The sequence below is a fragment of the Mongoliibacter sp. genome (assembly GCF_007692705.1).
Taxonomy (GTDB): Bacteria; Bacteroidota; Bacteroidia; order Cytophagales; family Cyclobacteriaceae; genus Mongoliibacter.
Window position 1 is genome coordinate 1 of record NZ_REBN01000205.1, and the last position, 13,500, is coordinate 13,500.

At 38.2% G+C, this 13,500-nt stretch carries 13 protein-coding genes; 12 read left to right on the forward strand and 1 reads right to left on the reverse strand.

The genetic code is table 11. The annotated features are described in order from the left end of the window. The 6 genes from EA341_RS14545 to EA341_RS14570 form a co-directional block, all read left to right on the forward strand. Positions 1-579: ATP-binding protein (locus EA341_RS14545; RefSeq protein ID WP_293015838.1), on the forward strand; the 579-nt coding region annotated here is incomplete at its 5' end. 23 nt (positions 580-602) lie between these two features. Then, positions 603-1,004 (forward strand): response regulator, encoded by a 402-nt coding sequence (locus EA341_RS14550; protein ID WP_293015840.1) that lies wholly within the window; start codon positions 603-605, stop codon positions 1,002-1,004. A gap of 290 nt (positions 1,005-1,294) precedes the next feature. Continuing rightward, on the forward strand, positions 1,295-2,464 hold the full coding sequence (locus tag EA341_RS14555; RefSeq protein WP_293015842.1) for an MFS transporter: 1,170 nt from the start codon (positions 1,295-1,297) through the stop codon (positions 2,462-2,464). Between the two features lie 35 nt (positions 2,465-2,499). Beyond that, complete coding sequence (locus tag EA341_RS14560) at positions 2,500-3,840, forward strand: ATP-binding protein (protein ID WP_293015843.1); 1,341 nt, start codon at positions 2,500-2,502, stop codon at positions 3,838-3,840. Between the two features lie 30 nt (positions 3,841-3,870). Next, positions 3,871-4,302 carry a response regulator gene (locus tag EA341_RS14565; RefSeq protein WP_293015844.1) on the forward strand — a complete coding sequence of 144 codons (432 nt, stop codon included), beginning with the start codon at positions 3,871-3,873 and terminating at the stop codon, positions 4,300-4,302. Between the two features lie 5 nt (positions 4,303-4,307). After that, positions 4,308-5,333: a response regulator gene (locus EA341_RS14570; protein ID WP_293015845.1), complete on the forward strand. Its 1,026-nt coding sequence runs from the start codon at positions 4,308-4,310 to the stop codon at positions 5,331-5,333. A 50-nt stretch (positions 5,334-5,383) separates the two neighbouring features. On the opposite strand, the gene EA341_RS14575 is transcribed toward EA341_RS14570, so the two are convergent. Next, the gene (locus EA341_RS14575; protein WP_293015846.1) at positions 5,384-6,514 is read right to left on the reverse strand and encodes a Gfo/Idh/MocA family oxidoreductase; all 1,131 of its coding nucleotides are present in this window, start codon (positions 6,512-6,514) and stop codon (positions 5,384-5,386) included. Positions 6,515-7,000: 486 nt separating this feature from the next. On the opposite strand from EA341_RS14575, the gene EA341_RS14580 reads away from it, so the two are divergent. From EA341_RS14580 to EA341_RS14605, 6 genes are all read left to right on the forward strand, one after another. Beyond that, complete coding sequence (locus EA341_RS14580) at positions 7,001-8,953, forward strand: tetratricopeptide repeat-containing sensor histidine kinase (protein ID WP_293015848.1); 1,953 nt, start codon at positions 7,001-7,003, stop codon at positions 8,951-8,953. 264 nt (positions 8,954-9,217) lie between these two features. Beyond that, entirely contained in the window at positions 9,218-9,451 is a 234-nt protein-coding gene (locus EA341_RS14585; RefSeq protein ID WP_293015849.1) for an acyl carrier protein, read from the forward strand. 95 nt (positions 9,452-9,546) lie between these two features. After that, positions 9,547-10,578, forward strand: a complete 1,032-nt coding sequence (locus tag EA341_RS14590) for an MBL fold metallo-hydrolase (RefSeq protein WP_293015850.1) — start codon at positions 9,547-9,549, stop codon at positions 10,576-10,578. 50 nt (positions 10,579-10,628) lie between these two features. Then, positions 10,629-11,354, forward strand: coding sequence for an HAD family hydrolase (locus tag EA341_RS14595; RefSeq protein ID WP_293015851.1), 726 nt, complete (start codon positions 10,629-10,631; stop codon positions 11,352-11,354). 70 nt (positions 11,355-11,424) lie between these two features. Further along, positions 11,425-12,162, forward strand: a complete 738-nt coding sequence (locus EA341_RS14600) for a ThuA domain-containing protein (protein ID WP_293015852.1) — start codon at positions 11,425-11,427, stop codon at positions 12,160-12,162. Continuing rightward, on the forward strand, positions 12,134-13,500 hold a 1,367-nt coding region (locus tag EA341_RS14605; RefSeq protein ID WP_293015855.1), incomplete at its 3' end, for a PQQ-dependent sugar dehydrogenase. The genes EA341_RS14600 and EA341_RS14605, both read left to right, overlap by 29 nt.

A 13,500-nucleotide genomic window follows, 5' to 3' on the forward strand; every position in this document is an offset into this window, starting at 1 on the left:
TACAATTCATTACTGGATGATAAGGGCAAAAAGTACATTTTCTTTGCGACGGACGGAGCCAAAAGAATGAAAGATATGATTGCAGACCTACTTGAATATTCCAGGGTAGGAAGAATTGATGGCTTAATGTCCAGCATCAACTTAAACAAGCTGGTAAAAGACACTTTAAGCTTTTTTCAAGAATCCATCAAAGAAAAGGACGCCAAAATAATTATCCATCCCTTACCAACCATTAAGAGCTATAATGCTCCATTGTCTCAGATTTTCCGCAACCTGATCAGTAACTCTCTTAAATATTCCAGGCCTGATTGTGCACCCATAATAGAGATCCGTTGTGTGGAAAATGAAGATCATTGGAAATTTTCAGTGAAAGATAACGGTATAGGAATTGAAGAAGAGTTTCACGACAGGGTATTCAATTTATTTCAAAAACTACATCATAAAAGAGATTATGGAGGTACCGGAATAGGCCTTGCCATTGTAAAAAAATGTGTTGAAAACCTGGGAGGGAAAATTATGTTGGAGTCAGATATCCAAAATGGGAGTGTATTTTCTTTTACATTAACTAAAAATTGTTAATATTAGAGTACAATTACGTTTTTATGGCAGGATTAAAAATCAATATTTTACTGGCAGAAGACAATGAAGGTGATATTTTGCTTACTTCTGAAATAATTGAAGAAAGTTTTTCTAACAACCCCCTTTCTGTCGTGAAAGACGGTGCCGCAGCAATAGACTTTTTATATAAAAGAGGGAAATTCAAAGATGTTCCCCAACCTGATTTAATTCTATTAGACATCAATATGCCAAAAAAAAGTGGACTTGAAGTCCTAGAAATCATCAAAAAGGATCCAGAACTCAAGTCAATACCCACAGTTATATTGACCACCTCCTCCTCATTTAAAGACAAAATGATTGCTGAGAAACATTCCGCAGATTACTTTTTCACCAAGCCACTGGAAGATTATCAGTTACAGCTCATTTTGAATGGTATCCGGCACTGATTTTCTCTTACTTATCCTTATAAAAGATATGCATTTTTTGATTGTTAACTTCTTAGGAATAAATTGAATCATAATGTTGATTTTCAACCCATAAAATAAGGCTGGAATACCCTTAAAGGCTAGGTTAAATCTAATGAAAACAATGAGTTATAAACATCTACCTTACACATTGCCAAACAAATGCAGGAGCAACTTTTGGAAATTGAAAGAAAAAGGAAATTCACAGTAAACGACAATGCTTGGGATGCTGAGATGATCAAAGCACAAATCAATAAGCCCTCCGAAAAACAATGAAGAGAATTCTCCCCGTAATTGTCATCTCTCAGTTTTTATGTACTTCCCTTTGGTTTGCAGGTAATGCGGTCTTACCGGAACTGGCTTCCGAAATGGCATTGAATGATCAATACCTAGGTCATCTGACTTCAGCAGTACAAATTGGTTTTATTGTGGGAACCCTGCTTTTTGCCATTTTTACTCTTGCAGATAAATTTCCTCCTTCAAGGATCTTTTTTATCAGTTCTCTAATAGCATCAGGATTTAATTTAGTGCTGAGTTTGGAAGGCCTCTCACCTGAATTTATGCTTTTCTCTAGGTTTGGTACAGGCTTTTTTTTGGCAGGAATCTACCCTGTAGGGATGAAAATCGCTTCCGATTACTACCAAAAAGGACTTGGGAAATCTCTGGGTTTATTGGTGGGAGCTTTAGTATTGGGAACAGCCTTTCCCCATTTCATCAGGTCTTTTACAGGTGGTTTAGACTGGCAGGTCGTGGTCTATGCCACCTCTTTGCTGGCTATATTGGGGGGTAGCTTTATGATAATCTTGGTTCCTGATGGCCCCTTCCGCACCAAAAGTCAATCATTTGATTTCACCGTTTTTTTCAGAGTTTTCCAAGGCGATAGGTTCCGGCAGGCTGCATTTGGATACTTTGGCCATATGTGGGAGCTCTACGCCTTTTGGGCATTTGTACCTGTATTTCTAACCGCTTATGGTAATTCCCATCAAATCAAATTTGACCTTTCTTTCTGGTCCTTTGTTATCATTGCAATAGGAGGAGTAAGTTGTGGATTAGGAGGTTTGATTTCCAGTCGTGTTCGCCCTTTGGATATTTCCAAAACTGCGCTTAGTCTGTCTGGAATTTGTTGTTTGCTTTCTCCTCTGTTCTTTTTGCAGCCATATGCATGGGTTTTATTGTGCTTTATGCTGTTTTGGGGAATGGTGGTAACCGCAGACTCACCAATGTTTTCTACACTGATAGCACAGAATGTCCCCCCTCACCAAAAAGGAACAGCACTGACCATAGTCAACAGTTTGGGTTTTGCTATCACCATTTTCAGTATACAATTACTCAACTGGTCTCAAAACTTACTATCTCCCGGTTTTTTATTCCTACCCCTAGCCCTTGGCCCTGCATTTGGCATTTACCATATTTTCCGGCATATTGTTCTAATTAAAAATTAAATTACAGACATTGATTTTTGATAAGATGCTAAAAAATGATAATCTGGAATATTTATAAGGAGAAAGTAAAGGTTAATTTTCAACTTAACCGATATGAAAAAGATGGCTTATCCTATTGGAAAAACATCCTCTTTGCCAATACCATTATATTTTTACTTCCTTTCGCTTTAATTGCTCTTATTCCTGCTTTTTTTTACGGCATAAGTAATCAGATGTACCTACTGCTGACAGTGGACTTGATTTCAATTGCAATGATTGCTATTATTGGCTTTGTTCCCTTACTTACCTTACAAACACGAAAAGTTCTTTTCATCATATCAGCTATATTTTTCTCTACCAGCCTCTTGGCCTTTTTTGGTCCTATGGGGCCAGGCTTACTGTTTCTTTTAGGGATAAGCTTTTTTTGTACCATCATTTTTAAAAACCAATATGCTTATGTACCTGCCTGGGTCAACTTAGGCATTTGTGTACTGATAGCTTTATTGATTTCCTTAAACCTACTTCAATGGGAAACGCAAGATTACAGCGCCTTGAGATGGATTGCACTCAGCTCTAATTTAGTTTTCCTCAGCTTTTTATGTTCAGCGATGGTACCCATTATTTTTAATGGCCTTGAAAACAGTTTTTTAAAGGAAAAGAAAACCAGTCAGGAACTGGATTGCCAAAAAGCTGAGCTAAAAAAAGCAATGGCGGAGCTCGAGGAAAAAAATCAAGAGTTAGAATCATTTGCTTTTACCGCCTCTCATGATCTTCAAGAGCCGCTTCGAATGGTCACAAGTTTCATGGGACAACTACAGAACAAATACAAAGGGCAATTAGATGAAAAAGCTCATCAATATATTCATTTTGCCGTAGACGGTGCGAAAAGAATGCGGACCATAATTCTAGACCTTCTTGACTTTTCTAGGGCAGGCAAATCCAATGATGAAATTGTGGAAATTGACCTGAATAAAATTATTGAGGAAGTACACAACCTTCAACGTCAAATGATTAAAGAGACAAATGCAAAGATTTTGTATCAAAACCTCCCCATAATCAAAGGGCACAAAACTCAAATGGTTCAAATCTTCCAAAATCTTATTGGTAATGCCCTCAAGTATAAAAAAGAGCATGTTACCCCTATAATTGATATAAATTGTAAGGAGGGAAAAAAAGAGTGGATAATCAGCATACGGGACAATGGGATTGGGATAGAAGAAGAATATTTTGAAAAAATTTTTATTATATTCCAGAGGTTACATCATAAAAACGAATATTCAGGTACAGGAATGGGGCTGGCCATAGTAAAGAAAATTGTAGAAAATAATGGGGGAAAAATATGGCTTAAATCTAATTTTGGTGAAGGAAGTACATTCTTTTTCACCATCCCAAAGTGAAAAACAGCATCTGTTAACATATATATATTAATGAATAAACCAATACATATTTTGCTTGTAGAGGACAATGAAGGAGACATCCTATTGACCACTGAAGCGCTCGAGGACAGGAAGATCTCCATTCAACTCAGCATTGCACGAGATGGTCAGGAGGCTCTTGATTTTATTTTTCAAAGAGGTAAATTCGAAAATGTAGAAGAACCTGACCTTATCTTACTTGACATCAATCTTCCAAAAAAAAATGGTCATGAAGTCCTGCAAATCATCAAATCAGAAGAGAGTTATAAACATATTCCCATCTTGATGCTTTCTACATCTTCCTCCGGAAAAGATATAGTTACCTCTTACAAGAACCATGCGAACTGCTTTATTACCAAACCGGTAGAGGTAGACAATTTTCAAGAGGCAATTGCATCAGTGGAAGAATTTTGGATGCATACAGCCAAACTCCCAAAAGTGTAAGCCTTATGAAGAAGGATTCCACTAGCTATAAAATCCTAGTCATTGAAGACAATCTTGGTGACTACTTATTAGTCGAAGACTATCTGGAAGAAATGGTCTCTAATCCTATCGTTGAGCGCTGTGAAAATTTCAAAGAATTGGATCAAATTCTCAGAATTGGAAAGAACGATTGGGATGTTATTTTACTTGACCTTTCTTTACCAGATAAAAGTGGAGCTGATTTAATTGAAAACACGCTGAAACTGAATAAGGAAATTCCAGTTATCGTACTTACAGGATATTCAGAAGCCAGTTTTGCGCTGAAAAGTTTATCCATGGGGGTATCTGATTACCTTCTTAAAGATGATCTGAATGCCACTACCCTACATAAAGCTATCACCTACAATATAGAGAGGAACAAAAATCTTAAAAAGATCCAACTTTCTGAGCTACGATACTCAGAGCTGTTCCAATTGAGCCCCCAGCCCATGTGGGTATTTGACGAAGAAACCCTGAAGTTTCTCAAAGTCAACAAATCTGCCATCAAAACTTATGGGTACTCTGAAGACGAATTTCTTACGATGGATATTCTTCAAATCAGAAAATCTGAAGAAGGTGCTAAAGTAAAATCAACATTGCAAAAAACTACTTTTGACGAGCATAAGGGTCAATTTATGGGTATCTATGAACATCTCAAAAAAGATGGAACTCCCATAACCATGGAAATTCACTCCAATACCCTAGAATTTGAAGGTAGGAAAGCAAGATTAATTATTGCCAATGATATTACTTTGAAAATCAGCTATCTTAATGCCATAGAGTCACAAAACCTTAAACTAAAAGAAATAGCTTGGATCCAATCCCATATAGTCAGGGCACCATTGGCCCGTATGATGGGTCTTATCGATCTAATCAAGAATAATAATCTCTGCGAAAAAGAGAAGTATGAGTTTTTAGATCATGTTCTCAATTCAGCTTATGAGGTAGATAAGATTATCAGAGATATCGTAAGCAAAGCCAATGAGATCGAAGAAAAGAAGAATGGTTTTTAAAAGTAAAGGCCAGGAATATACTCTTGGCCTTTACTGCTTGTTACTGGCATTTAACCCATATCCAGTTTCACCTTTTGACCGGATTTTACAGCCAGCATAATAGCATCTATAATTTTCATATCCTTAAGTCCTTCCTCTCCATCTACAGGAATCTCTGGTACTTTACCATCAAAAATAATACTTGCCATCTGATCCATCTGTACAGTTTGATGCGTCACATGTGGCTTGTTGATTTCCCCTTTATGAGACCAGGATTTTATTGGTCCATACCCTGTAGAGGGTTGCATTTCTACAAAACCTTTGTCTCCATTTAGAAAAAACTTATCCAGATAGTTCATACTGTAAGTTGACAAGCAGGAAGCAATAGCACCACTTGGGAAGCCCATTTGGAAGGTAATCGTTTCATCTACACCTTCCTTGAATTTGATAGGGTCAGTTTTAACTTCCTGTGCTGTCACCCAAATAGGCTCCTCCCCTATCATATACCTTGCTCCGTTTATCGCATAAATCCCAATATCCATCATGGCCCCACCACCTGCAAGATCCTTGTCCAGCCTCCACTGAGTCGGATCACCGATAATAAAACCACTCAAGCCTTGAAAAAATTTAATTTCTCCCAATTCCCCCTCCTCACGCATTTTCACTGCATTCAAGGTATTTGCCTCAAAATGCATTCTATAGCCAATCAATAGCTTGACTCCTGCTTTGGCACAAGCTTCCACCATTTCTTTCCCTTCTTGGGCATTAATGGACATGGGCTTTTCACAGATCACATGCTTTCCTGCTGCTGCCACACGGAGACACTGACCATGATGAAGGGCATTGGGGGTAATGATGTAAACTGCATCTATTTCAGGATTATTTTTAATCTCATCAAAATTTTCATAATTGTACCTGCTTCCCTCGGGAACATTGTATGTTTTTCCCCAGGATTGGAGCTTGGATGGTGTCCCTGAAATAAGTCCCGTGATTTTAGCTCTTTTGCAATCTTGCATGGCTTTGGCGACACGGTCAGCATAGCTGCCAAGTCCCATTAAAGCCACTTTAAGGACAGGACCATCCTGTACTTGGGGAAAATAAGGCGCCGGAGAGGGCATCCCAAATGCATCAGCACTCATGGCAAAGGGCAGAATCCCTGCTCCTACAGTAAGGTTCTGAATAAATTCTCTTCTGGTTCTCATGGTTTTTTAGGTTTTTAAATAGGGTTTGAATAATTGATGAAAATATTTTTATAAGCATCAATTTGAGGTCAATCCAAGGAAGTCTCCTGGCTTAGATTCCCTGATTTTTTGCACTGCCTCAATATAAGCATATTTAAAAACTATTTTCCCCAGATTTAATAATTTGGAAAGCATTGTTGAAATAATCAGAATGCTCATCTTGTGTTTTTGTCAAGGTAGTTTTGGGGCTGATCGATTTTACATTAAGTCCTATGAACCTTAAGTGAAAGCCGAATTTTTTGAACAAGGCCCAAACCTCAATAAATCAAAAAATACTTTAAATTTCGTCTAAAACTTGGCTTAGAATCTCTATCTTGATACAGCTAATTCCAGACAAACAACAATAATTTTCGCATAGCTATGAACGATTAAGGTATGGCTAGAAAAGCAATCAAGACTTTTAATAAAAAATTTCGCAGTCATTTTTTTGCGCTCATGTCATTTTTTATGGCTTGTAATTATGCTTTTTCCCAAACAGATTACAAGCTAGACAGCCTTAACTCAGTCATTAATTCAATTCCTGACAAACAGATTCGGATAGATAAAATATTTGAAATCCTAGATAAAAATCTGGATGTCGCGATTAGCCTTGCATTGGGTGAAAGAGTTTACGCATTGGCTGACTCTGTGAATAACCAAAAAGCACAAGCCATGGCCTTGGAAAGAATAGGCATGGCCTACAATTCTTATGGCGATCATCTAAAGGCCTCCGAAAAGTTAAATGATGCCATGGCTATGTATCAAAGCCTACAAGACCAGGACGGCGTACATAAAGTAAAAAGGTCATTAGGGGAAACTTACAGGGCGGCAAGAAATTACGATGTGGCTATGGACTATCTAAACCAGTCTCTGGAGTATTTCCTTGTGAAAAAAGACTCAGTCATGCTTTCTAGAATATATAATCGAATGGGGGCTGTACTTTTTGAAGAAATATTTCTTGAAAGAGAAGGATTGGGAGTGAAAAAAGAATTTCAAACGCCACATGCAGAAACCCATCTGATATTTGAAAAAGATCCCCAATGGAAATTGCTCAGAGATTCTTTGATGAATTTCATGGACCTAGCAAAAGAAATGGCCCTGAAAAAAGAACGCTTTGACCTGGTGATTTCCACTGAAATTCTTCATGCTGCCTTTTTTACTTATTCGGGGCAATTTGACCAGTCGGTTGAAAAGTTTGAAGAAATTTTGAATGTCATTGAGCTCTACGACCTGAAGGAAGACCTGCCACTGGTTCTTTATAACCTTTCCAGACTTCATCTACCCGAGCATCTCAATCAGCCTGAGATCGCTGAAATGTATGCCAAACAAGCCATCGAAGAATCAAAAAAAATGAATATTAAAGCTTATGAATACATGGGCAACAATATCCTACATCAGGCACAAGCAGCACAGGGGAATTTTGAACTGGCTTATAAAAGCCTTTTAGAGGTTATAGAGAATCTCAAAGTTTTCACTTCAGATGAACTGGAAATCAAACTACGGACACAAGAGTATGAATACCAACTTGGTCAAAATGAAGTTGACCTCAGAAACAGAAGAAACCAGCTTTGGATTGTGTGGATTTCAACATTCCTTATTATTCTCAGTTTCAGCTTTTTTATCTACCTGCTCAACAGGAGAAACAAAAAGAATAAACTTCTTCTTCAAGAGCTCAATCAAAAGAATGAAATGATCCTAAAACAGAATCAGGAGCTCGAACAAATCAATGCAGAAAAAGACAAATTCTTCAGCATAATCGCACACGATTTAAGGGGGCCTTATGCCAATGTGATAGGAATTTCAAAAATTTTGAATGAAGAGGTAAAGAAAAAGAACTATGCTGAGATTGAAAAAATAGCCACGCTTATTGAGAAATCATCCCAAAAAGCACTGGAACTTTTAAGTAACTTGATGCAATGGTCATTGTCCCAAACAAAGAGACTCAATTTAAATCCTGAAATCATTCAACTCAATGACTTGGTATCCCAAAACCTTGAACTATTCAGAGAAATGGCCCAGCAAAAGGAAATCAACTTAAATTCAGATATGGTTGAGGTGATCCAAGTATTTGCAGACCGGGAAATGCTCAATACGGTTTTTAGAAATTTAATCTCCAATGCCCTGAAATTTACCCGTACCGACGGCCGTATTCTGATTTCCGCCACAGCCCGAAATGGTGATGTAATTGTAATGGTCAAAGACACTGGGATAGGAATTGATAGCAAGACCCTTAAAGAGATATTTCAACTTGATAGAAAAACAGGGAGACCGGGCACTGCAGGGGAACCCAGCAGCGGTCTCGGGTTGATTTTATGCAAGGAGTTTGTAGAATTGATGGGAGGTAAAATCTGGCTAGAATCTCAGGTCGAAAAAGGCACAATTATTTACTTCACCATACCTTCCAGTCCTCTGAGAATTTGATTTCTTAAAAGGTATTTACTTCAGAATTTTTTGGCTTTATCATACGTAGAATTTCAAACCCCTTACTGAATTTTGTTCGTCTTGATTAATTCATTTTTCTTAATAAATCTTAAGATAAACTTGAATTCACAACAGAAATCTAATTTACATCGTCCTGTTTGGAGATTCAATAATCTTTTTACCATGAAATAAATCGTACTAGAATAAGTTGGGTAACCCAAATCCCCGGTCATATAGTGGTAGATGGATACAAATTATAAACAAATGAAAAACATTAAGGAACTGAAAAAAGCTATTTCCGTTTTCAAAGCCTACGGTATACCGCTCACAGGCCGTAAAAAACAAGCTAATTTTTACAGGGAACTGCAAATGGATTGGGTTTTCGTAAATGGATTGATTTTCGAGCTGGAACTTGAATTCAATAAAGAAATACAAGAAGAAAAAATTAGAGAAATTCAAACCCCATCAGAAGTGATCGGTCACCTTTTGGCCTCTTGACAAACTATTCTACTTTTATAAAGGTTATTGCTAGCAGAATGAAAAAATTAATCGGATTTTCTTTTATAGCGGTAATTCCCTTTTTTATCTGGATAATGAAACAACCTTCAACCACAGAAAGCATCAATCATACATCAAATTCCGAGCTAAAAACAATAGCTCCGAATGAGGAATGGAAAGGAACACCGTTAGACGATCAAGGGAAATTTGTCAACTTATACCATCCATTTGAGTCAAGTTTTTCTGATTTACTGAAATGGCAAACTGATAAAAACCCTTACAAAGAAGCCAAAGAAAAAGAAACAAGGAGGTTAGCTGTTGATTTTGATCCAGAGACTTTTAAAAATGATGAAGATTACCTGATATGGTTGGGACATGCCTCATTTCTCATCAAAATAAATGGCACTACTATACTGATTGATCCCATCTTGATAGACAATATGTTTTTGAAAAGGGATAGCGAATTGCCTTTTCCTTTAGATTCCTTTCCCCCATTGGACTACATCATGATATCTCACAACCATAGGGATCATTGTGATAAAAAAACCATACAATACCTTTCCGAAAACCATCCTGAAACAACCTTTTTGACGGGATTAGGTCTCAAAAAAGTCATCCAATCATGGACAAAAGGACAGGAAATCCAAGAAGCAGGTTGGTATCAACAATATCAGATAACTGATTCCACACTTGATATCACTTATGTACCAAGTAGACATTGGTCCAAAAGATGGCTTTGGGATGACAACAAAAGTCTTTGGGGAGGATTCTATTTTAGGAGCAAACAAAAGACAATTTACTTTATGGGGGATTCAGGAAAAGGACCACATTTTCAAGACATCAAAAACACCTTGGGTGCGCCGGATTTCTGCTTGATGGGAGTTGGTGCCTTTAGACCGGAATGGTTCATGCACCAATCGCATATAAGCCCATCGGATGCCATAGAAGCTTTCAATAATTTAGAAGGAAAACACTTTTTCCCCATGCACTTCGGTACATTTGACCTTTCCGATGAACCCAGAATGGAACCATGGGATATTTTGGTGCAAAACCGAACTTCCATCAACGGGCTACTGCTAGAACCAGTGGTAGGTCAAAACCTGCTGAAAATTGAAGCGTTGAAATAATCCCTAGATTTAAAATACCCCGTACATTACCTTTAAAAAGATTTACCGAAATGAAAGATATAAGAGTTATTGCATTTGATGCAGACGATACATTATGGGTCAATGAGCCTTATTTTAGAGAAGCTGAGGAGAGATTCTGTGAATTGGTAAAAGATTACATGCCTCAAGAAGAGGCAAACCAAGAATTGTTCAAAACAGAAATCAATAACCTTCCATTATATGGCTATGGCGTAAAAGGATTTACGCTAAGCATGATAGAAGCGATCATGAATATCACGGACAATAAAGGCTCCCTCCACCTTGTAGAAGGTGCTTTGGCTATTGGAAGGGAAATTCTTGGTAAACCTGTAGTACTTTTAGAAAATGTAGAAGAAACATTAAAATCGCTGAACGGAGATTACAGACTCGTGATGGCTACTAAAGGTGATTTATTAGACCAAGAGCGAAAATTATTAAAATCAGGATTGGCAAAACACTTCCACCATATTGAAATCATGAGCAATAAGAATAAAGAGGATTTTCAAAAATTGATCAACCACCTTGATTGTGCTCCACATGAATTTCTGATGGTTGGCAATTCTCTCAAATCGGATATCCTCCCTGTATTGCACGCCGGAGGTACTGCGGTGCATGTCCCCTACCATATCACCTGGGAACATGAAAAAATCGACCACTTGGTCGAACATGATAATTTTCATCATGTAGATACCATTAAGGATATCTTGCCTTTGTTAAAGGGTCAAAGTTATCTTAAAAATGGCAGTTATAAGGGTTAAAAAACACTCTGTTTTACTTTTGATAAATAATTATTTGGGGAGCTTCAGGATTTAGTCTAATTTTCTAATCATGAAGCTCTTCTTTTATTTTCTGATTGTCATTTTTGGTTCAGCCGCTGCTCAAGCACAGAACATTTTGGTATACACCCACAATGGTGAAGGCTATGTGCATGACAATATTGAGGCAAGCAATAAAGCCTTGGCAGCTTTTGGGCGGGATAATGGCTATGAAATCCAATTCAGTGATGAGCCAGCTGTTTTTACAGAAGATAACCTCAATGGTATTTCCCTGATTATTTTCAACAATACAAATAATGAGGCTTTTTACACGTCGGATCAAAGAGCGGCTTTCAAGTCCTACATTGAAAAGGGAGGCGCATTTACAGGCATACATATCAGTACGGGTTCTGAGCGTGACTGGCCATGGTTCTGGGAAATGCAAGGTGGAAAATTCAGAAGCCACCCCGAATTCCAGGAATTTGAAATCAAGGTAATTGATTCTACACACCCTTCTACCTCGTTTATGGAGGATGTTTGGAATTGGGAAGATGAATGCTACTATTTCGATCATTTAAACCCTGCTATCAATATTTTGCTGGCTGCAGATTTAAGAACTATCGATGATCCAGAAAAATCAAACTACCCGGGTTCTGTTTTCGGGAACTATCACCCACTGGCCTGGTATCACCATTTTGGTAATTCCAGGGTTTTTTATACTGCTTTGGGTCACAGTGCAGCCCATTATCAGGATGAGTTTTTTCTAAAACATTTATTTGCAGGTGTCAAATGGGCTTTGGGTGATGAATAGACCATTGATCAGCTTCATACTATTATGCTTATTTTCATGCGGTATTTCTGAAGAAAAAGAGGCTGATATCCCAACTATAGCTTACCTGAAACTTGATGATACTGTCTTGGAGATTTCAGAAATTGCAGGAGACCTGGAAATTCCATGGGACATTGAAACAGCAGAAAAAGGAAAACTTTGGTTTACTGAAGTCAGTGGTAAAGTTTACAGACTGGATCTTCAAACTTTAGAAAAGGTCCTCATGTTGGAATTACCTGATGTGCTTGCCAAGAAATCCTATGGACTCTTGGGGATGACTGTTGAGCCCAAAAGGAAAACGGTTTTCCTGCATTATACTTTTGCTATTCCCAAAGAAGGAATGGAAGAAGAGGTGAGTTCCCGGGTAGTAAGTTACCAGATTTCTCAAAATTCGCTGATTAACCCCAAAATACTGATAGACAGTCTACCTGGCGCTACTTTTCATAACGGCTCCCGCTTGGTGATCGGACCAGATGAAAAACTGTATTTCTCCTTAGGAGATGTAGGAAAAACCAGTCTTACCCAAGACAAGGATTTTTTGGGCGGTAAAATCCTGCGCTTGAATCTTGATGGAAGCATACCAAGTGATAATCCCTTCCCTGATAATCCTGTGTGGGCAATGGGATTGAGAAATACGCAGGGATTGGTATTTGGATCGAAAGGACACCTGTATGGCTCAGACCATGGTCCTGCCAATGACGACGAAGTTAATCTTCTTGTCAAAGGCGGTAACTACGGATGGCCTGATGTTCACGGTTTTGCGGATTCAGATAAGGAAAAATCATTTGCTGAAAGACATAAAACTCTCGATCCCCTCTTCGCTTGGACCCCAACCATTGCTACAGCAGGCTTGGCATATCTAAAAAAGGGGAAGATTCCAGAATGGGATAACACCCTGCTTCTTGCTAGTATGAAAGGCAGGTCCATTAGGGTGCTGCATCTGAGTGATGACGGAAAAGAAATAACAGATGAAGAAATCTTCTTACAAAAGCATTTTGGGAGAATCAGAGATATTGCAGTAGCAGAAAATGGAGATGTCTTTTTCAGTACTAGCAATAGGGACTGGCATCCGAGATTTCAGCCATGGATGTATGATGAATTACCTGAAGGTCCTGACCGGATTTTCAGAATGAGAAAACTACCTGATCCTTCAAGCCTGGACTCCTCCCTCCCTGTTTTCATTAAAGAAAAGGAGCCTATGGAATTGATGGACGAAAATTGGAGCTTTGAAGTCTCCAAAGAACTGGAAAAAGGCGCTAAGCTGTACACCCAACATTGTCTTACCTGCCATGGTCCAGATGGCAAAGGTGCAGCAGGATT

Bases quoted from the DNA above. Each gene is read 5' to 3' on its own strand.
- EA341_RS14550 (WP_293015840.1), top strand. From the start codon at position 603: ATGGCAGGATTAAAAATCAATATTTTACTGGCAGAAGACAATGAAGGT.
- EA341_RS14555 (WP_293015842.1), top strand. From the start codon at position 1,295: ATGAAGAGAATTCTCCCCGTAATTGTCATCTCTCAGTTTTTATGTACT.
- EA341_RS14560 (WP_293015843.1), top strand. From the start codon at position 2,500: ATGATAATCTGGAATATTTATAAGGAGAAAGTAAAGGTTAATTTTCAA.
- EA341_RS14565 (WP_293015844.1), top strand. From the start codon at position 3,871: ATGAATAAACCAATACATATTTTGCTTGTAGAGGACAATGAAGGAGAC.
- EA341_RS14570 (WP_293015845.1), top strand. From the start codon at position 4,308: ATGAAGAAGGATTCCACTAGCTATAAAATCCTAGTCATTGAAGACAAT.
- EA341_RS14575 (WP_293015846.1), bottom strand. From the start codon at position 6,514: ATGAGAACCAGAAGAGAATTTATTCAGAACCTTACTGTAGGAGCAGGG.
- EA341_RS14580 (WP_293015848.1), top strand. From the start codon at position 7,001: ATGGCTTGTAATTATGCTTTTTCCCAAACAGATTACAAGCTAGACAGC.
- EA341_RS14585 (WP_293015849.1), top strand. From the start codon at position 9,218: ATGAAAAACATTAAGGAACTGAAAAAAGCTATTTCCGTTTTCAAAGCC.
- EA341_RS14590 (WP_293015850.1), top strand. From the start codon at position 9,547: ATGAAACAACCTTCAACCACAGAAAGCATCAATCATACATCAAATTCC.
- EA341_RS14595 (WP_293015851.1), top strand. From the start codon at position 10,629: ATGAAAGATATAAGAGTTATTGCATTTGATGCAGACGATACATTATGG.
- EA341_RS14600 (WP_293015852.1), top strand. From the start codon at position 11,425: ATGAAGCTCTTCTTTTATTTTCTGATTGTCATTTTTGGTTCAGCCGCT.